General features: G+C 56.2%; 21 protein-coding genes. 10 read left to right on the top strand and 11 right to left on the bottom strand.

The window, feature by feature from the left end:
* Window positions 1-11 precede the first annotated feature (11 nt).
* The 4 genes from J2Y56_RS25680 to J2Y56_RS25665 all read right to left on the bottom strand — a co-directional run bounded on the left by J2Y56_RS25680 (window position 12) and on the right by J2Y56_RS25665 (window position 5364).
* Entirely contained in the window at window positions 12-1100 is a 1089-nt protein-coding gene (locus J2Y56_RS25680; RefSeq protein ID WP_007945677.1) for a YCF48-related protein, read from the bottom strand.
* 149 nt (window positions 1101-1249) lie between these two features.
* Window positions 1250-2608: a DUF1329 domain-containing protein gene (locus tag J2Y56_RS25675; protein ID WP_310353462.1), complete on the bottom strand. Its 1359-nt coding sequence runs from the start codon at window positions 2606-2608 to the stop codon at window positions 1250-1252.
* Window positions 2609-2662: 54 nt separating this feature from the next.
* On the bottom strand, window positions 2663-4666 hold the full coding sequence (locus J2Y56_RS25670; RefSeq protein WP_310339118.1) for a DUF1302 domain-containing protein: 2004 nt from the start codon (window positions 4664-4666) through the stop codon (window positions 2663-2665).
* Between the two features lie 131 nt (window positions 4667-4797).
* Window positions 4798-5364, bottom strand: a complete 567-nt coding sequence (locus J2Y56_RS25665; RefSeq protein ID WP_007947448.1) for an alpha/beta hydrolase — start codon at window positions 5362-5364, stop codon at window positions 4798-4800.
* Between the two features lie 353 nt (window positions 5365-5717).
* Here J2Y56_RS25665 and J2Y56_RS25660 point away from each other — a divergent pair, with 353 nt between their 5' ends.
* Window positions 5718-6752, top strand: coding sequence for an AraC family transcriptional regulator (locus tag J2Y56_RS25660; protein WP_007947450.1), 1035 nt, complete (start codon window positions 5718-5720; stop codon window positions 6750-6752).
* Between the two features lie 245 nt (window positions 6753-6997).
* On the opposite strand, the gene J2Y56_RS25655 is transcribed toward J2Y56_RS25660, so the two are convergent.
* From J2Y56_RS25655 to J2Y56_RS25625, 7 genes are all read right to left on the bottom strand, one after another.
* The gene (locus J2Y56_RS25655; RefSeq protein ID WP_007947451.1) at window positions 6998-8008 is read right to left on the bottom strand and encodes a YeiH family protein; all 1011 of its coding nucleotides are present in this window, start codon (window positions 8006-8008) and stop codon (window positions 6998-7000) included.
* A complete protein-coding gene (locus J2Y56_RS25650) occupies window positions 8005-8331 on the bottom strand; it encodes a Rieske 2Fe-2S domain-containing protein (RefSeq protein ID WP_007947452.1) in 327 nt (108 codons plus the stop codon). Before J2Y56_RS25650 ends, J2Y56_RS25655 begins: the two co-directional genes overlap by 4 nt.
* Window positions 8328-8990 (bottom strand): DsbA family oxidoreductase, encoded by a 663-nt coding sequence (locus J2Y56_RS25645; RefSeq protein WP_007947453.1) that lies wholly within the window; start codon window positions 8988-8990, stop codon window positions 8328-8330. Before J2Y56_RS25645 ends, J2Y56_RS25650 begins: the two co-directional genes overlap by 4 nt.
* Window positions 8987-10315 carry an MFS transporter gene (locus tag J2Y56_RS25640; protein WP_007947454.1) on the bottom strand — a complete coding sequence of 443 codons (1329 nt, stop codon included), beginning with the start codon at window positions 10313-10315 and terminating at the stop codon, window positions 8987-8989. The genes J2Y56_RS25645 and J2Y56_RS25640 overlap by 4 nt, the downstream gene beginning before the upstream one ends.
* 92 nt (window positions 10316-10407) lie before the next feature.
* Window positions 10408-11460 (bottom strand): 3-keto-5-aminohexanoate cleavage protein, encoded by a 1053-nt coding sequence (locus J2Y56_RS25635; RefSeq protein ID WP_007947455.1) that lies wholly within the window; start codon window positions 11458-11460, stop codon window positions 10408-10410.
* 81 nt (window positions 11461-11541) lie between these two features.
* Window positions 11542-12390, bottom strand: a complete 849-nt coding sequence (locus J2Y56_RS25630; protein ID WP_310353459.1) for a TauD/TfdA family dioxygenase — start codon at window positions 12388-12390, stop codon at window positions 11542-11544.
* A 13-nt stretch (window positions 12391-12403) separates the two neighbouring features.
* Window positions 12404-13384 (bottom strand): quinone oxidoreductase, encoded by a 981-nt coding sequence (locus J2Y56_RS25625; protein WP_007947457.1) that lies wholly within the window; start codon window positions 13382-13384, stop codon window positions 12404-12406.
* Window positions 13385-13837: 453 nt separating this feature from the next.
* On the opposite strand from J2Y56_RS25625, the gene J2Y56_RS25620 reads away from it, so the two are divergent.
* The 9 genes from J2Y56_RS25620 (at window position 13838) to J2Y56_RS25580 (ending at window position 21504) form a co-directional block, all read left to right on the top strand.
* Window positions 13838-14518, top strand: a complete 681-nt coding sequence (locus J2Y56_RS25620; protein WP_007947458.1) for a DUF3313 domain-containing protein — start codon at window positions 13838-13840, stop codon at window positions 14516-14518.
* Between the two features lie 150 nt (window positions 14519-14668).
* Window positions 14669-15130: a YMGG-like glycine zipper-containing protein gene (locus J2Y56_RS25615; protein WP_007947459.1), complete on the top strand. Its 462-nt coding sequence runs from the start codon at window positions 14669-14671 to the stop codon at window positions 15128-15130.
* Between the two features lie 521 nt (window positions 15131-15651).
* Window positions 15652-16470, top strand: a complete 819-nt coding sequence (locus J2Y56_RS25610; RefSeq protein WP_007947461.1) for a transcriptional regulator — start codon at window positions 15652-15654, stop codon at window positions 16468-16470.
* Window positions 16467-16949 (top strand): hypothetical protein, encoded by a 483-nt coding sequence (locus tag J2Y56_RS25605; RefSeq protein ID WP_310353454.1) that lies wholly within the window; start codon window positions 16467-16469, stop codon window positions 16947-16949. The genes J2Y56_RS25610 and J2Y56_RS25605 overlap by 4 nt, the downstream gene beginning before the upstream one ends.
* Before the next feature lie 341 nt (window positions 16950-17290).
* Window positions 17291-17686, top strand: a complete 396-nt coding sequence (locus J2Y56_RS25600; RefSeq protein WP_310339102.1) for a hypothetical protein — start codon at window positions 17291-17293, stop codon at window positions 17684-17686.
* A gap of 200 nt (window positions 17687-17886) precedes the next feature.
* A complete protein-coding gene (locus tag J2Y56_RS25595; RefSeq protein ID WP_310353450.1) occupies window positions 17887-18852 on the top strand; it encodes a helix-turn-helix domain-containing protein in 966 nt (321 codons plus the stop codon).
* Between the two features lie 319 nt (window positions 18853-19171).
* The gene (locus tag J2Y56_RS25590; RefSeq protein ID WP_310353447.1) at window positions 19172-20158 is read left to right on the top strand and encodes an EAL domain-containing protein; all 987 of its coding nucleotides are present in this window, start codon (window positions 19172-19174) and stop codon (window positions 20156-20158) included.
* A 100-nt stretch (window positions 20159-20258) separates the two neighbouring features.
* The gene (locus J2Y56_RS25585; protein ID WP_007947469.1) at window positions 20259-20759 is read left to right on the top strand and encodes an outer membrane beta-barrel protein; all 501 of its coding nucleotides are present in this window, start codon (window positions 20259-20261) and stop codon (window positions 20757-20759) included.
* 142 nt (window positions 20760-20901) lie between these two features.
* Window positions 20902-21504 carry a hypothetical protein gene (locus J2Y56_RS25580; protein ID WP_310339093.1) on the top strand — a complete coding sequence of 201 codons (603 nt, stop codon included), beginning with the start codon at window positions 20902-20904 and terminating at the stop codon, window positions 21502-21504.
* The last annotated feature ends 442 nt before the right edge of the window (window positions 21505-21946 follow it).

Below are 21946 nucleotides of genomic sequence, written 5' to 3'. Positions count from 1 at the left end.
GGGTACTCGCTTTAAGGGTTCGAGGTCTTATCGACGGACAGCGCCAGGGCACCACGGAAACCACCCACTACCAGCGAGCCGTCGGAGGCCTCGGCGGCGCCGGCTACCGGTGTCGGTACGGGTTTCTGAACCAGGTGCAATTGCGCGCCAGTGCCCTGGCTGACCAGCATCTGCCCACCCAAGGTGAACAGGCGGTAGTCGCCACGGTCATCGATGAGGCCGGCGGTGATGCTGATGCGCAGGCCGCTGTCCAGCGCGGTCCAATTCTGGCCGCCATCGGTGCTGCGCAATACGTTGCCGCGCAAGCCATAGACGAGCACTTCACCCGGCTTGCCCAGCACGCCGAAGAAACTGCCCTGGTACGGCGTCTGCAAGGCGGCGAAGCGCTGGCTGGCGTCATCCCATTTGAGCAACAGGCCCTGCTCGCCGGCGATGTACAAGCCGTCACCGGTGGAGGCGATGGCGTTCAGGTGAAAGCTTTGCGGGTTGTCGGTGCGGTCCTGATACGGGGTCCAGGTTTGGCCACCGTCTTCAGTGCGCAGAATCAGGTTGAACACGCCGACCACATAGCCGACCTGCTCATTGGCAAACCAGACGTCGAGCAAAGGTTTGTCTGCGCCCTGTTCGACCAGTCGCTGGCCTTCGTCGGCCCAGCGTGACCATTCTTCGTTGTCAGGTTGGGCACTCGCCAACGCACCATAATGCTTGACCAGTAACTCACCGATTTGACGGCCGTCCAATTGCTTGCGCCAGGTCACGCCAGCATCATCGCTGTGCAACACCACGCCATCATTGCCGACCGCCCAGCCTTCCCTGGCCGATGGAAAATTCACAGCACTGAGATCGGCACTCACTGGCACAGCTGCTTGCTGCCAGTGTTTACCGCTGTCATCTGAATAGAGAATGTGTCCACGCTGCCCGACGGCTACCAATCGGTCGCCTGCGCGGGTCATGCCGGACAACGGACTTTTGACTGCCAACGCACTGACTTTGGCGGGCAGATCCAGCACATCGATATAGCCGGCCGCCTGAGTGACGCCCTGCGACAAGACAAGCACGGCGCCGAACGCCAATTGCAGGTACTTTTTATACGAACCCATACCGCGTCCTCTTGGGAAAACCGCGTCAGGGACTGCAACGTGCAGCCCGACGTTAAAAACTGTCGCCGCGACGATCGGCTTGCACCGATCTGCGCGTGGTCACACGGCCTTGTGGGCCGTGGACCGTTGGACGCTTTGTTACGGTTTGCTTAGCGAATGCCGGCGCCCGCCAGGGACTCCGACGACCACTGTGCCTTGGAGAGCGGATCGATGTACTTGATGCCGCCGTACGGGCCGACTACGCCGTTGATGTTGTAGGAACCGCCCACCAGGTCATAGATCATGAACGGAGTGGAGTCAGGAACCTGCTTGTCATAGCTTTGGCTGAGGAAGGCGAACGAACCACGGTAGAGCTGACCACGGGCGTCATATTGATCCGAGGCCAAAGCGGTCCAGCTGTCTTCGTCAAGGTAGAAGCGACGCTTCTGGTAGATGTGACGAGCGCCGGCCTTGAGGTTGCCCTCGACCACCCATACACGGTGTTTTTCCCAACGCACGAACTCTGGGGCCAGGTGGTTCGGAGTCGTGATCGACTTCGGATCCTGGACGTAGGTCAGCTTGTAGGTGTTGTAAGGCACGATCATTTCTTGCTTGCCGACCAACTTCCAGTCGTAGCGATCCAGCGCACCGTTGAACACGAAGACGTCGTCGTAAGTACCGGCGCCGGCGGTGCCTGGGTTAGGCGTGTCGTAGGCCAGGTTCGGTGCCAGCTTCACACGGCGCTGACCAGGCAAGTACTGCCAGGCACGGCGTGGTTGTTGCAGCGGGTTGGCGGCGTCTTTGAGCATGACCGCTTCGCCGGCACGACGCGCCGGGCCGGTGTACTGCAGCTTCATCTGGTAGTACACGTCGGCACTGCTGATCGGCTGAGACAGGTTTTCGTAGATCGGATAGGAGATGTTCGCCTGTCCGGTGGTCGCCAGGCTTGGAACACCGGCGGAGTCAACGTTCCAGGAGTCGTACTTGGAGCTGATGCTCACGCCCTGATAACGCAACAGGAAGTTCCACATCGCTTCGTTACCCGATTGCGGGATCGGGAACGGTATGCCCGGCAGCACGTTGTCGATGGCCAGGCCACCTTCCAGGGACTTGGCGCCGGTGGCGTTTTTCACGCCGTTATCGAGGATCGCTTGAGGCAGCGAGACGGTACGGTGAGTCGGGTACACCTCGACCTTGAACGTCGGGAAACGCTTGGCCAGTTCCGCCGTGGTGGCACTGAGCAGGCCCTTGTACTGATCAACGTTTTTGCCATCGATGACCAGCACCGGTTTTTCATTGGCAAACGGATCCGGACGCATGCTGTCACCGGATTTGAAGCTGGCCGGCGGCGTGGTCAGACCACCATTGTAGGCGGGGATGGAGCCATCGGCATTACCGGCTTTTTCAGCGCCGACCAGGGTCAGGTTGCTACCCAGTTTGGCGGCGTCTTGAGCCGATACAGCGGCATGGGCCTGGGCGGCGACGATCATCGCCAGCGAGGCAGCCAACACGGTTTGTGCAAATTTCATATTGTTATTCTCCTGCTTGCATTGAGCAAATCAGTGGTGAATCAGAGTTGTGAATCAAAAGGTTGTTTTCATCGTCAGGTAAACAGCGCCACGGTCCTCAGTCGTTGCGCCACCACCGGAGAAGGACGAGTAGCCTCCGGCGTAACAGGCGTAGTTTTCGTTGCCGCTAAAGGCGTTCGGCGTCGAGCCATCACCACCGGTCGGACCGGTGCTCACGCCACTGGTGTTGCACTTGTCGGTTTGGCCGAAGGAGTCCACGTACTTCAGGTCGACAAAGTATTTGTTGTACACCACGGCACCGAGGCCGACGGCGTAGTTGCCGGTATCCTTGGCACCGCCACCGGTCACCGGTGACACGCCGTCCAGGCCGACGTTGACGGACATCGGTGCGTTGAGGTCGACACCCGGGAACACCTGGTACCAGGTCGGAGTGAAGTTGACCGCCAGGCCCCAGTTGTCACGGGTCGGCTGGTCGATGCCGCGATAGGTGCCTTTGCCTTTGTAGAGCGCTTCGTTCTTGTCATCGAGCTGGAGCAGGTTGCTGTAGTACAGCTCGGCCAGCACCGTTGCCGAATCGAACACCGGCATTTTCGGAATGGTCATCAGACCGTTAAGGGTCCAGTGCAAGGTGTCGCCGGTAGCGCTCATGCTGTCGCCGCGGCTCGGGGTGTCGTAGATCACACCGGTGGAAGCGGTGCGCGCCGGCAACAGGCCGAGGCCCTGGCCCAGGCCCAACGGGCTGTTGGTGCTGACGATGGCCGGGATACTGGCCAGCGGCATGTTGTGACGGATGTTCAGGTCCGAACCCACACTGATACCGCCGACATCCTTGGACAGGCTCAGACCGGCAATCTTGATGTTGTCGGCATAGGCCAGTTGATAGGTGGCGGTGCTCAACGAGTTGAGCGTGTTGACCACTGCCGGCACTTGCCCGGCTGGCCGAGTGCCGTTCGGGTTGGCCGAGCTCAGGCCTCTGGCATCCAGCCAGGCTTGCGGCAGGATTTCCGAGGTTTCGCGGTAGTAGACGCCGAGCGTCCCGTCCAGCCAGGCCGGGGACCACTTGGCCATCACGCCCCAGTCACCGCTGCTGTGCGGTTCCAGGTCATTGCCGCGACGCACGTTGGTCAACCCATTGCACGGTGCCAGACCACAACCCAGCGGGCTGCCCGGAACCACGGCGTTGGTGTTGCCCAACAGAAACGATTTCGCACCGAAGCCCACCAGGTCGGAACCACCGTAGTAGGTGCCCGCTTCCGGCAGGCGAGCGGCGTCCCAATCCAGGAAGTACTGGGCACCCACGGTCAACTCGGGGTTGACGGTGAACGACATCGACAACTGGTTACGCGGAACGAACAGCTCCTTGGCTTCCGTGCCCGGCGATGCAGCCAGTTTGGCCAGGTCGAGGCCGGACTGGCCGTAGCTGATCGAGTGCACCGGGTTGAGAATGGTCTCGCCCCAGAACACGTTGTGCTGACCGGCCTTGGCGCTGAACAGAGATTCTTCGCCCACTTCGGTGCTGTAGAACACGAACGCATCGAGAATTTCGCCAGACGGACCGCTGTAATAACGCTGAGCGTAGTTGCTCAGGTGCGGGCTGCCAAAACCGACGTTGTCGTTGGTGACGCCGGCCAGACGTGGATCGTTGGCGACCAGGCCGGAGCGTGAGTCATTGCCGTTCACGAACGGGTTGGAGTTGGAGCCGGTGTTGGCATACGCCTTGTCGTACCAGCTGGCGGCACTGACGCGAAAGCCCATGGCGTTTTTGTAGACCACGTCCATTTCGGTCAGCAGGTCGACACGGTTGGTGATGTTGGTGCCGGACTTGCGGAAGTTGTAATCGCCATCGTTGTTGTTTGGCGTTCCCAACATGCGCTTGTCAGCACTTTCGGTGCGCACACCGTAGTTGTACTTGATGGTGTTATCGATACGCGCGGTCCAGTCCGGGTTGCCCGTATCCAGTTCAACCGCCTGGGCGGTCGGCATGGAAGCCGCCAGGATGGCCGAAGCCAGCAAGGTGTAACGCGAAACCGTGAAGCCTTGATTCTTATTGTTGTGCATTGCGTTGTTTCTCCGCCTTTTGTATTTGTTTTAAGCGCAGCAGCCCTCACGCATTCCCTTGTACCAGGGACTTGCGCTTCTCAGGAGTGAGGGCAAATGCCGGTTGGCTTACAGCCAAGTCGGCGCCTGAACTACTGATCCAATTCCAGGATGAGCGCTTCCGCTTCTGGCCAGTGGCCAAATCCTGCAGCTGGATTGAGATGGCCTACTGCGCCAAAATTGCGCAGTTCGGCACCCCAGCCTTGAGCCATGCGAGTGACGGCGTCCAGACTGGCAAGGTGATCATTGGTGCTGCCGGCCACCAGGCTTGGGAACGGCAACGTACCTTTGGGTAGCGGATCCCAGCCATGGGCCCGCAGAGATTCAGAAGTGGGGTAGCCTTGCGGCCAGGTAGCCTCGAGGTCGGGTGGCGCGGCCAGCAGAGCGCCCTTGATCGGACGACTGTGCAACGCTGCCCAGTGCGCGACCATCAGAACACCGGCACTGTGGGCGACCAGAATCACCGGCCCTTCGATCTGCTCCAGTTCGTGCTGGATCGCACGAACCCGTGCAGCGCAGTCGAGCTTGTCGGTTTCCAGCGGCGGAACGCTGCGTACTTTGCAGAGTCTGGCTTCAAGCAATGTCTGCCAATGCTCGGCCACATGCTCACGCAGGCCCGGCACGATCAAAACGGTTGCAACAGTATTCAGTTTGTCCACGTCAGCACCTACGCTTTCTCGATGACTCGACTGACTCGTTGGTCAGCGATTTTTGTTGTGTTGACATTAAAGTTCCCCCACCCCCAACGCTTTTCATTGGACGTCAGCCACTTTTCTTTTCATGACAAATTTCACGGCGCCGACATGAGGTGCCCGCTGGTCGAAAATCACAACGGGTTTGCCCAAGGCCACTGTAATCAATACGTGAGCGGTTTTATCTCGATGAGACGGGGCAATTAGAGTCACCACAGGGCGCACGCCGGCGCTTACGCAACAAACTTTCCATTTCATGACGTGCTGGATATAGTCGCCACGCTCATTTCCACCTCAACCGGCCCAGGGAAGACCCACGCATGACCAAGCTTGTTCGCGCAGCTGTCTTGACCAACTACCTGGAGGTCACCCAGTACCTGGGATTTAACCCGCGCGATGTACTGGAAGCCAACGGCTTGAGCAGGGCTCAGTTATTAGCACCGGAACATCGGATTCCCATCGATTCGGCCGTGCGTGTGCTGGAAGATTCAGCCGTCGCCAGTGGCTGCCAGAGCTTCGGCCTGAGCATGGCCGAGTCGCGCCACCTCTCGGACTTCGGGGTGGTCAGTTTGTTGCTCACTCACCAGCGTACGCTGCGAGAGGCCTTTGAGGTCATCGCGCATTACCGTCACTTGATGAATGATTCGCTGGCCATCTTCATTGAAGAGGCCGGCAAAATGGTGATCATTCGCGAAGAGGTGGTGACCGACACGCCCATGGCCTCCCGGCAAGCCAACGAACTGGCCATCGGCGTGATGTTCCGTTTGTGCGCGGCTTTGCTCGGTGCACACTGGAGCCCCTACAGCGTCAATTTCACCCACCAGCCGCCGGACAACCTGCAATTGCATCGCCGCCTGTTCGGCTGCACGCTGGAGTTCGGCAGCGAGTTCAACGGCATTGTCTGCCCCAATACCAGTCTGGACGCGACCAACCCCCACGCCGACCCGGCCATGGCTCGTTACGCTCAGGGTTACCTCGACTCGCTGCTGAGTGATGAAGGGCCGTCGTTGCTGTTCGAGGTGCGCAAGGCCATTTATGTGCTGCTGCCCATGGGGCGCGCCACCATTGAGCAGATCGCCCAGACCCAGGGCATGAACGTACGAACGCTGCAACGTCGCCTCAAAGATGACGGCTGCGCCTTCAACGACCTGATCAACGACGTGCGCCGCGATCTGGTCCTGCGTTATCTGGAGAATCCGAATTATTCGCTGGGGCGCATCGCCGACATGCTCGGGTATTCCATGGCGAGCTCCTTCACACGCTGGTTCATCACCCAGTTCGGCATGCCACCCGCCACTTGGCGCGCACAAAAGCAAACGCCCTCAAAACCGCTCTCCGACGCCAAGGAATACTGAGCGAGCCGTACCAGCACCCTCCCCCCCTGAATGTACCGCCCACCCGAGCGCAACCCTGAATATGGGGCTGGCGCCGGGAGGCATCCTTCAAGTCGTGACTTTGGTTCAGAATCCGAAACATAAAAAACGGCGACTGCTTGTACAGTCGCCGCAAAAAGCCGGTGTTTGTGACACCGACCGAGGCCCGCAAAGCGCTGAGGAGTCAAACGCAATGCGGCCCTGCTGTAAACGGATTCAGGTCCGGCTTAGAACATCCAGCGCAGCATCAGCAGGACCAGGACGACGAGGAACACCGTCTCCCCCACCATCAGGAGGATGGGCTTGATGCCTACGGAGGCCAGTTCCTTGAGTTGAGTCTTCATGCCCAGGGCACTGATGGACACCACCAGGCACCAGCGCGACAGTTCATTGACCGTGCCTTGCACCGCTGGCACCACCCAGCCTGTGCTGTTGATGCACGCCAGCAGCAGAAAACCGACGGCGAACCACGGCAGCAGAGGCGGTCGCTTGCCTCCGGTCTCGACGCCTTGCATACGCGTCACCATGGCCGCACAGACGATCACCGGCAGGAGCATTGCGACCCGCATAAGCTTGACCACTGTGGCCGTGTCGCCCGTTTCGGTCGACATGCTGTAACCGGCACCAACCACTTGGGCCACATCGTGGATGGTGGCGCCGAGGAATATTCCCGCCATTTGCGGTGACAATGAAAACCAGTTGGCAATCATTGGATAAACGATCATTGCCATGGTCGACAGCGCCGACACACCAATGACGGTAAACAGTGTGGCGCGTTCTTTCTGCGGATGATTAGGCAATGCCGCAGCCAGCGCCAAAGCAGCGGAAGCGCCGCAGATCGCCGTCGCGCCACCGGTGAGCATGCCGAACAAACGCTGGAAACCCAGCAGCTTGGCCGCGATCACCGAAACGCCAATGGTCACCACCACCAGAGTCACCACCAGCACTACCGGCTTCCAGCCCAGCGCGGCAATCTGCTCAAGGGTGATACGCATACCCAGCAGGGCCACGCCGATGCGCAACACGGTGCGCGCGGTAAATTCGATGCCGGCCTTGCAGACACCCTCTCCCGCCAGGAAGTTCAGGGCCATGCCCAGCAGCAAGGCAAACAGCATCACCGGCGCTTTGTAGTGCTCGGACAAAAAAGTAGCGGCTGCCGCCACGATCAGACTGACGATAAATCCCGGTGCCAGTTCGCGTGTTCGGCTATGGATACGGGAAAGAGCGATGGCGCTCATGGCGCGGACTCCTCAGAAGCAATAACGATAAAGGCCTGGTCGTCGACAACTTCGACCGGGTAGTTGATGACCTTGAGCTGGGTGGAATTGAGCAAGTAGCCGCTGCGCAGATCGAACCGCAGACCATGAGCGCAGCATTGAATCACCCGACCCTCAAGACGCCCGCCACAGAGCGAGGCGCCCTGATGCGGACAACTGTCATCGATGGCAAACAACTCGCCCTCGACGTTGAACAACGCCAGGCTTTTGTTCTCGAACTCAAACAGTGCACGACCGCCCGCCTGCGGGAGTTTTCCCGTGGGCACGGGGACACGACGCGTCATGACGAGGACCGCACGCGCTGGCGCTCCAAGGCTTCGTACATAGTGCCCAGCAGCACCTCGGCAGGCTGCGCGCCGGTCATCGTTAATTGGCCGTCAAACTGAAAACTTGGCACGCCGCTGGAGGCCCCTATCTCGTTACCGACAAACGGACCGGATTCGTCTTTCAAGTAATCCCTCACCGCATCAGCGTCATAACCGCACGATTGGGCGATGGCGATCAAGGTCTCGCGGCTACCCAGGTCCTCGCCGTTCTGGAAGTACGCCGCGAACAGTCGCTCAAGCAACAGATCGCGCTGAGCCGAACTGCCTCGTGAGTTGGCGTGCGCCAACAGGCGATGGGCATCAGCGGTATTAGGCATCGTGGCAATGCGACTCAAGTCGATGGCCACCCCTACCGCCTGTGCGGCCCGCTGCACCTGGCCCTGACGCATCGCCACCGCTTCGGCACTGCCCAGACGGTTGAGGTAGAACTCGGCGAACGGTTCGCCCTGTACCGGCAGGTGCGGGAGCAACTGCACCCCATGCCACACCGTGGTCACCAGCACATCCGGTTGCTGCGAGCGCAGCAACTCCAGAGCGCGCTCCAGTTGGCGTTTTCCGATCAAGCACCAGGGGCAGATAAAATCGAAAAACACATCGATACGCAAACGACCACTCACACCTTCACCTCTACAGCTTTACTGACCGAATCGTTGACACTCTCACCCGCCAGCCGGGCGATATCCTTGTGGTAATGGCACTTGGCAAAAAAGAACACCGCCGCTGCCGCAATACTCACCAGCGGTACTAGCTGGAAGGCCGCCTGCAAGCCGATCATGTCGGACACCTTGCCGGTAATGAACGGGCCAGGCGCCAGGCCGAGCAAGTTGTTGGCCAGGGTCAGCGTGGCAAACGCCGTACCGTGCACCGAATAGTGAGTCAGGTTGGCTACCATCGCCCCGGCAGGTCCGGTGGTGCCGGCGGCAATCAACATACCCAGGCAAATCAACAGCAATTGCGCAGGTCCTGGCGGCAAGGCGAACGCCGCCGAAAGCAGCAGGCAACTGCCCAGGCAATAAGCGATGGCCAGCGCGACCTTGCGCTCGGCCGATTGACGACACATGCGATCGCTGAGCATGCCGCACAGGATCATCCCGGCGCCGCTGCACAGGACGATGATCGCCGCAACACCGCCAGCCTTGCCCGGCGCCATCTCGTAATAGCGATTGAGGTAGCTTGGCATCCACACGATCACGGTGCCGCCAACGAACAGTTGCAAACCACTGCCGATGTAAGCCGCAATCACCGAAGGGCTGGAGCACAATGTGCGCAATGGACGCTTGACCGCCGCGCTGACTTTTTTGCCGGCCTGCGCCGCACGCTGAGGCGCAATGCGTGCTTCCTTGACAATGATCGGGTACAACACCGCCAGCACCAGACCAAACAGGGCCATGCCGGCAAACGACCAGCGCCAGCCGAGCTTGGCCGCAATAGCACCGCCCAAGGCCATGCCCAAAACCGAGCCAAACATACCGCCGGCCATAAAGGCACTGGCCAGCGTTGCACGCATGTGTTTCGGAAACACCGAAATCACCACGGCAATACCGACGCTGCCATAGGCAGCCTCACCGACACCCACCATGAAGCGGGCAATAAACATTTGCTGGTAGTCCTGCGCCAATGCGCAGCCCAGCGTGGCGATACTCCACAACAGCGCCATCAGCGCCAGACTTTTAACCCGACCGAAGCGGTCAGCCATCAATGACAATGGAAAGGTCAGCAAGCCGACCATCAACGCCACGATGCCGCTGAGCAAACCGAGTTGGCTGTCAGTCAGGGCCCACTCGCCCTTGAGCAACGGAAATACTGCGTTCAGCACTTGGCGGGACATGTAATCGGAAATCAACAAACCGAACGTCAGTGCGAAGACGATCCAGGCATATTTGCGCGCAACACTGACACCATTGGAGTCATCATCGTCAGCGGCGATTGGGTGAAAGGCCATGCAGCCTCCTCGAAACTTTGCTTTATTGTTGTTATCGAGCGAATTGCTAAACAGCGAGCGAGAGGTCATCGACCTCCCGCCCTCGCTGCCGGTCAGCCGCGTTGCGGCACACCTTTCTGCCCAGCCTTGCGGTTGGGGGCCATGCCGTTGGCCAACAGGGTTTCTTCGATAGTTTCGTACTTCTCACCAATGCGATAAATCGCGCGGGCTTCTTTGCCGGTGGCGATTTCGCGACCCAGCTCGTGAGCGATGCGCACGGTTTGCTGGATCTGTGCAACCGAACCGAAACGGTCGCCCTTGTGATCAATGATGGTGTCTTCATTGCCCACACGCGGGTGCATACCCATGGCCATCGCCATGGTGTTGAACGGCAGCACGTTCTTGAGCAGCGACTCGGACGTCAGGGTGCAGCCGTCTGGTACGCGGTGGATGAAGTTGAAGAAGTTGAACGGATTAGGACCGTCGAAACCGCCACCGATTCCGATCCAGGTCAGGTTCAATGGACCTTTGTACAGACCCTTGCGCACCATACGCTGCAGAGTTTCCAAAGCGTGCATGCCGGTCAGCTGGAAGTGCGGCTGGATGTCATTGTCCATCAGACGCTTAAGGTGCTCGATAACCCAGGCCGGGCCGGCCGGTACGGTCATTTCGCTGTAGGCAGCCTGATAGGCAGGGTTGGCCAGGGAAGTGCCTTCCAGGTATTCCGGATACAGCAGTTCCATGATGTTCATCTGGGTGGTGTTGATCGCCACCGTGACCTGATCCGGTTTTGGCGTCAGCTCGGCCAGCATGTGGCGGGTATCGTCGGACAACCACAGCGCGGCTTCACCATCGCTTTCAGGGGCGAAGGAAATCGAACCGCCGACCTGGATAATCATGTCCGGCACTGCTTCACGCACGCCGCCAATCAATTCGTTGAACTTGGACAGACGCTTGGAACCCTTGCCGTCCAGTTCACGCACGTGCAGGTGCAGAACCGTGGCGCCGGCTTCATAGCACTCGACCGCTTTCTGGACTTGCTCGTCCATGGTCAGCGGGATGTCTTCCGGGAAATCTTCCGGCATCCACTCAGGGCCGTACGGGGCCACGGTGATGACCACTTTTTCCATGTTTTCCGGGTGCAGGGAATCGTCGAAGAATTGCATGAGTTACTCCAATTTTTATGGTTGTCCGCCTGCCGGTCATGCCTGGCAGGCGACTCTACGAGTGCTAATACAGGGGTTCGATCAGAACGTCTTGTCACCGATAATCCCGGCACGTTCCATCTTGCGATGGCACGGCGGGTAATCCATGACCGCGTAATGCTGGGTACTGCGGTTGTCCCAGATCGCGATGCTGTTTGGTTTCCAGCGCCAGCGCACTTGATACTCAGGGATGTACGCCTGGCTGATCAGGTAGCGCAGCAACTCGCCCGCACCAGGGTTTGCGTCCTGGCCGAAACGCACCCGGTCAGGGGTGTGGTAGTTGCTGAAGTGGGTGGTGAAGGCGTTGACGAACAGCACCTTTTCACCGGTTTCCGGGTGAGTACGCACCACCGGGTGCTCGGCATCCGGGTACATCGCCTTTAGCGCCAGACGTTTCTCGATCGGCATGGCCGCACCGAAGCTCGCTTCGATGCTGTGGCGGGCACGCAGATCGGCGATCTTCACCTTTACGTCTTCAGGCAAGTTCGCATAGGCCTGGACCATGTTGGTCCACATGGTGTCGCCGCCCACGGGCGGGCACTCTACGCAACGCAGCACACAGCCCATCGGTGGGGCGTCGCGCCAAGTGGCGTCGGTGTGCCAGGCGTTCTCGTAGCGGTCCATTGGCTGGTCCGGATTCTTGTAGATGCGTACCAACCCTGGATGATCCGGGTCACTGCCGGCCACCGGATGATCCTCAAGCTCGCCGAAACGACGGGCGAAAGCCACGTGATCAGCGCGGCTGATGTCCTGATCACGCAGGAACACCACCCGATGCTTGACTAACTGGGCACGAATCTCGGCAAACAGACCGTCGTCATGCACCGCGTCGGCGAGGTTGACGCCGATCAGTTCGGCGCCGATGTTGTAGGTCAATTGTTCGACTTTCATGACTGGCCGCTCCTTAAACGATGAAAATCGAAGAGCCAGTAGTCTTGCGTGACTCTAGGTCGCGATGCGCCTGGACAGCGTCTTGCAAGGCATAGTGCTGATTGATTTCGATCTTGATCCGACCGCTGCCGACATGGTCGAACAACTCGCCGGCCAGGTCGGCTTTTTCCGCCGGGTCTGCGATGTAGTCGGCCAGGGCCGGACGGGTCAGGAACAGCGAACCCTTCATTGCCAGCAGTACCGGGTCGAAGGCCGGGATCGGGCCGGACGCAGTGCCGACGCACACCATCAAGCCGCGACGCTTGAGCGAATCCAGGGAACCCATGAAGGTGTTCTTGCCAACGCTGTCGAACACAACGTTGACACCCACGCCGTCCGTCATCTCGCGAACGCGCTGGGCAACGTCTTCATGGCTGTAATTGATGACGTGGCTGCAACCATGGGCCAGGGCAATTTCACCCTTGGCTTCGGTGGACACGGTACCGATGACGTTCACGCCGAGCAGCTTGGCCCACTGCGAAACGATCAGGCCCACACCACCCGCGGCGGCGTGCAGCAAAATGGTGTCACCGGCCTTGAAGTCGTAGATGCGGCGCATCAGGTACGACGAGGTCAGACCACGCATGGTCATGGCCGCGGCCGTTTCGAAGCTGATGGTTTCCGGCAACTTGATCAACGGCGCAGCCGAGATCAGACGCTCGGTGCTGTAGGCACCCAAGGTGTTGAGAAAACCGGTATAGGTGACGCGATCACCTACTTGAACGTTGGTCACGCCTTCACCGATGGCCTGGACCACACCGGAAGCCTCAACGCCCATGCCGTTTGGCATAGGGATCGGGTAGGTGCCATTGCGGAAGTAGGTGTCGGCATAGTTCAGGCCGACCGCTACATGACGAAGACGAACCTGGCCAGGACCAGGATCGCCTACTTCGACGTCTTCATAACGAAGGACTTCGGGACCACCGGTTTCGTAAAAGCGAACGGCTTTGGCCATGATTTCTTATTCTCCAATCTGCAATGTTGGGTGCGTCGAATTGCGCTGATTGGACTGTAGGATGCCGCCCCTGGAGCCGCTTCTCATCAGACGACAATGGCTTTTCATTTCGTGACAGGGGCCCAGTGTTGCGAGATATCCAAGGCCTGTGGCGGATGCACGGCATCGCGCAACGGGAGATTTGCGGGTCAGCAGCTGTTGATGGACATCATACGGTAACGCTGCGCTGTCGCCATTGCGATCAGGGATTGCTCACAGATTGAAACGTTCTGTTCACATAGCCGCCGTCCATAAGAGGCCCAGGATCGGATACGTACTGGCGGGGTAATTTAATAGTTTTTGAGGGTTATTGATTCGGATTTTCCCACCACTGCGGGCAGCATCCGCCCCAGCCAGCACCTGGGACCAGGTCGGAAACTGAATGACAACTTTCATTACTTGAGAACAGAACACATGAGCATGTCGAATAGATGGATTGTGGGTATTGCTTTGAGCTGCGTGTTTCAGGTCGGCTGTGTCTCGAAGGTGGCGCAGCAGGAGCAATATTCGGGCTTCCTGGCCAATTACCAGGGACTGGAAGAACACACCACGCCGAGTGAACAGAAGGTGTTGCGTTGGGTGAAACCAGGGTTTGATCCTCATGCTTATTCCACTGTCGTGTTCAAGCAGGTAGAGCTGTACCCGGCGCCAAAACCGACCGACCGCGTCAACTTGCAAACCCTGCAAGACGTCCAGACCATGGCCAGCAACAGTGTCAGGAGCGCCTTTGCCCCCTCCTACACGATCGTCTCCAATGCACAGCAAGCACCCGCCGCTTCGCGGACATTGATCCTGAATGCAGCGATCACCGAGGTCAGCGCCACCAACGAGGGCATGCATTGGTATGAAGCCGTGCCGATCGCCGCGATTGTCGGTGCAACACAAGCAGCCACCGGTCATCGCGATCAAACGGCCGAACTGTACCTCGAAGCCGAACTGATGGATGCCAAAACCGGTTTGCCGGTCGCCAAGGCGGTACGCAAGGTATTCGGCGAGACCTTGAAAAACGCCAGCCAGCCAATCGCCGCCAATGACTTCAAGGCCGCCCTCAAAAGCATGACGAACGACATGCAGACGCTCCTTTCCAAGCAGTAATAACCGCGCCATACCCCATTGCAAATGTCGAATTGTCTGCCACCCATTGTCATGGAGCGCATCACGATGCAGACAGGCATGGGGTTTTAGCTGCGCCTCCCTGAACAATCCGTTAAGCCACGTAACGATCTCTAACAAGAGTCCGACTTGATGAAACGACTGACCTTGACCTTATCGGCCATTGTATTGCTCACCAGCTCTAGTGCGTGGGCGGTGACACTGGTTCCACTCAAAGGCCAGACATCCCAAATGATTTCTCAAGACACCAGCGCCTGCCAATCACAGGCCAATGCCCAATTCCCGACGCAAAACACAGTGCCATCTGGTGGGCGGATAAAGGGCGCTACCACCGCCGCGGTAGCCGGGGCGGCTGCAGCGGAAGTTCGGGGCCGGCAACATGACAACGTTTATGACCAGATCGACGACGATATCAAACAAGATTATCGCCAGAACCGTGCGCACAGCGCGGCAGCAGCCGGCGCAGTGGTCGGGGCATCAAGACAACGTCAGGAACGCCGACAGAACCTTGGGACCACCGAGCAAACCATCGCCGCCAACAACTCGGTATACAGCAGTTGCCTGCAACAGCGCGGCTATAACGTTTTGCCTTGATCCTGCTACTTGCGCCCGAACAACTTAATTAATGTAACTATATAATTAATAATTACCCCTTCATGCAATCACCCTATCAAGTTCACCCAGTCTCTGAAGTAACTTAACTGTCCTTATCCTCTGCCCCAGCCTGCACCTCACTCAAAATGCCGGGGCTCAGTTTGTTGCGGGTCGCAAAAAATATCGCCTCAGTAAATGGGAATCACTACTGCCAGGCCACAAGCTTGTGCGCGCTTGATGGAAGCCAGTCTCAAACCCTGCCTTGCAGTTTTCGGATAGCGCACATTATTCGTACCGAGCATCATCATTGACCTCGATTGATACCCCGTGGATTACCCTTGCTTGATTCCAGTGAGATTTTTGATAGGCTATTTCAGCATTGTCTAGTGGCTCTCTCTGCACCTTCCGCGCATGCCCGCTCGTAGCCGCTCATCCCCTCCGACACAAATGTATTACGTCAAATCCAGCCCATCAAAACCGACTTTGATACCCAGCCAGATCCACCTGAACGAAGGATTCCCATGCGTTACGCCTTCAAGTTGAAAAACGGGGCAATGACCCTTTTCGACCCAGACACCGCCTTGCTTTCCATTACGACACCCCATGGAGATGTTCAAAGCACCACGATAGGTAGAGCGGAATCGCGCCTGCTGGACCTGCTGCTAACGGAACCCGGCCAGACAAAAAGCCGTGAGGAGATAATCGATTACACCTGGAACGACCGCGTCGTCGCTTCCGGCAGTTTGAATCAGGCCGTTTTCTCACTTAGAAACATTTTGAACGACAGTCGAGATCACGAGATTTTGATGACGGTCCCTCGAAGAGGCTATTGCTTCAACCGTCACTACGTCGTTGACCCACAAACAGTGCCGCCCGCTTCAAATGAAGCCGTGCAACCTTCAGTGCCCGCCATTGAAGTGCTTCCGTCGAGCGAAGTTGATGAAGTCCTGGTGCCTTCAGAAAAACCCCTAAAAGCAACTTACGTTAAAAAAGCCCTGTCAGTCGCTTATGTCGTGACTTTGGGTGTTTGTGCCTTCACCGGGTTTCATTCAGGCTTCGACACACCGAAAATAGAAATTTCCAGTGTAAAAGTAAACGAATTAGTCATCCATGCAGTAGGCAACAGCGTCGAAGAGGCTCAATCACTGCGGGATCTTTCGGTTAAACAGGCTCAACAGCTTTCGCCAAACTTAAAGGGTCAGGTTTGGTTGAATCTCTTTAAAACAAACTACTCTGTTTCGTGCATTCGTCCGGACCTGAGCACTGCAAACCTACAATTGAATCGCGACCAAAAAGACCTCGCCTTGATGATCCAACAATGTTTGGAAGCAACGCCATGAAGCCAACAATACCTTCAATTGCTCACTGGATCGTGCTGGGTATTATCAACGCCGCCTGTATTTTCTCTTTGATGTATTCGCCCTCTTATTACATGGAAAATACCAGTTATCAAACAATCACCCGTCAATGGCTCGAAGATTTGAATCAACTCAACACGGAAGAGTATCTGACCATAGGGCACGGGCGACTTACGCAAACCACACTGGAAAGCCTGAACGGAAAAATCCGCAACGCTACGATCACGGCGGATATCACCCGGGAAAGCAATCGTCACGTTCAGATAAAAATAAACAACGTCAAACTTAGCCAGGACAACGAGCTATTCGCCATTGAAAAAACACCCGATCTCTTTTTTCGACGCCAGTTCGTTCTGCAGGAAGGCGCTGTTCTAAACTACGAATTAATCCCGACCACCAATAAAAAAGCCGTTTGCTTTTATGTGCACGATCTTGGCCGCTTGCGTTGCATGAATCACTAAGCCCTCTGTTGCCCATCACGTCACGCACATTCGGCCAGACAACAGGTCTTGATACGCCTTACCCCTCTGAAGCCGGCTCAAACAAGAAAAATAAGAATTACTGATTTGAGTCAGGCGCCCCACCCCCTCAATCTCTCCTCTATAGTTTCCGGAGCCGTGGTCTCTCCCTACAGTGAACCCGGCCTTGACGACATTTTCCAATAAACCTGCCACTCCGAAAATATGAGTTTTTGACTTTGATAAGCCTCGTGGAAGCGAGACTATCCACAGGCCAGGCCGTAACAGTGATGCGGCTGACACTTTGCTCTGCCTGAAAAGCCATTAATAAGGAAAGCACGTCAATGCAGCTAAAAAACCTCGCAACCGTATCGTTTGGTGTATTGCTCTCTGTGAAGGCCATGGCCTATGAAGATGAGCCTCAAAGTGTCGAACTGACACGTATTGAAAGCAACAAAAAAACACTGAGCGATGAAAAAACCAGATATAAAATCTGCAACAACTATCGCGTTAATGATTTGTTTGCCTATGATGCTGCAGCCATCGGTCCAACCCGCCAAAAAACGGCCATCTTTGGTTCTAAAATAGCGCCATGCAAACTCCAAAGCCTATTGGACATCGCTCCAACCGATGCGTACGTTTTTTCAGCAGCGTTGCAACTTGCGCCAGAGTCGTTGGTCTCGGCCTCTGAAAAAAATGACAGCAATGATAACGCCGAGTCAGGTACCTTCGCGTCATAGTTAACACACTGGATGTGAAGATTTAGAAATAAACGAATTGTTACACTCAGCGTTTATTTTCTATGGACGTCACTGGCGAGGAGCGGTCAAATGGATCGCTCGTCAAACGCTCCCGACTGATAGGCGTTAACGACCGATATCAGCGTCTTTGACAAAATATTACTTAGCACTATCCATTCAGCTGAAGAGCGTTCAATTCCATGAGCATCCCCGATGAAGTCTTTCGTGTAACCTCTACACCTGCGGACAACCTCAATCGAACAATTGGCCGATGGGAAATGAACCTCGTCCCATCCGAGCGTGAAGCCAGTATTCGACAGCATAAGCTCATTCAGACACCCAAGCTCCAATGCAGTCGACTGGAGTTTGATTCAGCGATCACTATTATCAGCGCAGTGCCTCATGGCTATGTCACTTTTGCCATTTCACAGGCTTCCGTTGGTCGGCCTATCATCAATAATCATGAGTTACGACCTAACGAAATCATCGTGCTGACTAGCGATGAGCCCGTGCATTACACCTGCGAGCCTAATGAAACTCTTCTCACCCTTACCACGACGTTAGAACATTACAAACAGTGCCAGGAAAGCCACTCAACGATCGATTTGCTTGCAAATCGGAAGGACTACCGTTTTCAGGTTGCAAATTTCAAATCAATGCAATCTGCCATTCAAGCCATCAATACCCACTTTAACAACGCCAATAACCTACCGTTAGAACAGCGCGACTGTACAGAAGCTTCAGCCATTGAAAGTGCCTTGCTGACTTCTCTACTCCGGGTATTGACACCTGCTGGTCGCGCGTCGCTTAAAGTCCCGACAAGAAGAAAGGTCGCGATGGCAGCGATAGAATATATTCATGGCAACCTGAAAAAGGCACTTAGCATGAAGGCACTGGTAAAACAGCTTCAAACGACAACTCGCACCCTGCATCATGGATTCGTCGAAACATTCGGGATTTCACCGATCGCCTACGTTCGGAACTTAAGACTCGCCAATGTCCGCCGGGACTTGGTCCGTAACACATGGCCAACGGTTACCGAAACCGCGATGTACTGGAACTTCCAGCATCTAAGCCGGTTTTCCAAGGCCTATCAGGATGCTTACGGAGTGACACCCTCCGAAACCACCAGGCGCAACGCTGCAAAACTGTCGAAGCCCAACTGATCAATATGTTCGATGGCAGGCGACGCTATTCTGGACAACTCTAACAATCAACCCCTCCAGAAGACGCCGCTCACCAAAAAATAACAATCAATAATTTTCATCCACCCTTCTAAACCAGCAACATTTCTTACTTCTAATTCAAGGGGGTAAGCATGCGCTATCGATTACATTCACTGCCGCTTAAGAAAAAAATCATATTTTGTCTTGTCGCCTATTTGTGTGGTGTCGCACTGGCATGGCTGATTGACTACTCATAACGCGCAACTTACTTCTTCAGTCCAAGATCCCCGCATCTAAAATCATGTGTTTCGGAGTTTTTATGGTGGCGGCGTATAACGCTTTGCTCGGAAGGCAGACGTTGGCTTTATGCACAACGGTTGCTGCTTGTTCGGCCGTATGGTTGGGCCCCGAAAGCCTTGCAGGGAATCCAGGGCTCAGTTGGATGCTTTTTATTGCGTTGGCTTTGATACCGGGAGCTATGTTTTACACCGCACGGAGGATTCAAAGGTACTGCACCTCTCCTGCAGCTCAGCTTCGCAAGGCCATTAGCGCGAACGAGCTGGATATTCACTACCAGCCTATTATCAATTTGCGGACGGGTAAGCTGGTCGGTGCGCAATCGCTTTCTCGCTGGAGCTTAAACGGGGCAGCCATTCCTGGGGACGTATTCATCGCGGCGGCAGAGACGGCAGAAAAGTCCGACCTGATTTGCGAGCTTACGCGCTCGGTCATACGCCGGGTTGCAGAGGATTACTGCACCCATCTTTGGGCGTGTAAGGATTTTTACATCACAATCAATCTTTCCGCTCAAGACATACTCGATCCTACCTTTCCAGACTTTGTGGCCAACATCCTGGCAACGTACAACTTGCCGACCTCGGTAATGGTCTTTGAAGTCACCGAAAAAGCCTTCTTGAGCCCGATAAGCGCAGCGACTCAACTGAACAGACTTCGAGCGTGCGGGCATCGTATTGCCATTGTTGACGTAGGCTCCAGCTACTCCGGTCTGGCGTTCATCGAATCAGTACCTGTCGACATACTGAAAATAGATCTTGCCTCCATCACACAGGACACCCTCTTGGCCAAGGATGCGCTGTGGCGGCATATTGCCAAAATTGCCAGGACTTTAGAGCTCAACGTCGTCGCCGAGGGTGTGGACACGCAACAGCAACTATCGCACTTGATTTCAGAAGAAGTGGGGTTCGCGCAAGGCTGTTTGTTTTCCAAAGCGCTCTCTGTTCGTGCATTGGCAAGACGGTATTTTTCAATGTCCGGCGAACATCAATACTTTCACGGATTGAAGTGACTCAAAAATATAAATCAATGACTTCTATCAGTGTTCCCGATCATTCAAATTCTCGGCGAACACCTCACCATCGACACTCTGTAGAAGGACTTCACCTCACATGCTTTTTCGAAACCTTGGCTTCGTCTCACTGCTTTCGTTGCTGTCTTTTCAGGCACTCGCGGATGACAGAGGTTTGTATCTTGGAGCTGGCGTAAGCAACATTGAAACCGACAAATCCCATCTGAGCGATGACGACACCAGCTACAAGGTTTTTGCCGGCTATCGTCTCAACGGCTATCTGGCCTTCGAGGGCGCCTTTGTTGATCTCGGCCAATTCGAGGACAAGAATCTTGATTTCGATGGCAAATCTGTCCAGGCCAGCGCCCATGTCGGCTTTCCGCTGGGAGACCGCGTGCGCCTTTACGGCAGCGTCGGTGCTCATGCCTGGGATGCTGACGGCAATGCCAGTGATGATGACACTGGCGTGGATCTGACCTACGGTGCCGGCGTTGAATTTGATGTGTTTCGCAACATTGGTATCCGCGCTGAATACGAAGTACTGGAAGTCGGCGACATCGACCTGAATCAAACAACGGCCTCTGCTTTTATTCTCTTTTAATGCCCACCTGAGTTGAGCGGCCATGCTGGTCGCTCAACGCCTCCCCCTGACAAACACTCCGTGACCTCGCAGATCAGCATTACACAAGTTCTGTGCTGCAAGCGCAGGGCTACGAACACCCTTATTTTTTTGAGGGCTATGGATGAAACAAGGACGAGTTTGGGTACTGCTACTAGTGTTTTCGATCTTGACGGGCTGCACGACGTCGCCACCAAAGGATCAGAACAATCTGTGCAATATTTATCGTGAGTACCCTGACTGGTACGAAGACTCGCTAGAGATGCAAGAAGAATGGGGCACACCTCAACACGTTGCGATGGCGATCATGAAGCAAGAGAGCAGTTTCGTCTCCGATGCATTGCCTCCCCGTGACTACGTGCTTGGGGTGATTCCCTGGGGTCGTGTCAGTTCGGCTTATGGTTATGCGCAAGCCCTGGACCCTGTCTGGGGTGAGTACAACGATGCAACCGGCAATGGCGGTTCGCGTGACAACTATGATGACGCGATGATGTTTATCGGCTGGTACACCACTGGCACCCACAGCCAGCTTGGAGTCTCCAAAGAGGACGCCTACAACCAGTACCTGGCTTACCATGAAGGGCGAGGCGGCTTTCGTCGTGGCACCTATCGCAACAAACCCTGGTTGATGCAGGTGGCACGCAAAGTAGAACAACAGTCAAAGAACTACCATTCACAGCTCAAGCAGTGCCGCGCAGAGCTGGAGGATGATCGCAGCTGGTTTTAGCCCCTTGATTCTGGACCGATCAACATCTGCCGACTGTCACACCGTCGTCACATCCACCCGGCACAATGCGATCAGCCAAAAGGATTTGGCTACGTGCATAAAGAGCCCGGCCACTGCGCCGGGCTTTTTCGTTTCTGCGGCAGTCTTTTCACGAAATGCTCACATCATGGAGCGCAGATTGAGCAGACAAAAGGATTTGACCCCATACAGAATGCCCGCCTCGCGCGGGCTTTTTGTTTTCAGACTCCCTATCCCCTGCCCGCTTGTATGCCGCTAAGGTTGCCCCCTCCGATTTCTTGATGCTTCAGCGGATGCCATTTTCCGGGCCTGGCTATGCCCCAAAGTCCCGCGATGACCGGTATTGAACCGTGAGGGTTGAATGGCGTCCAACTGAAATGAAACGCATCAAGGGGATGAGGCGATGGAAACGCGTGCAGTGATC

Source organism: Pseudomonas sp. BE134 (assembly GCF_031456105.1).
GTDB lineage: Bacteria > Pseudomonadota > Gammaproteobacteria > Pseudomonadales > Pseudomonadaceae > Aquipseudomonas.
This window is presented reverse-complemented; position numbering and strand designations above follow the sequence as displayed.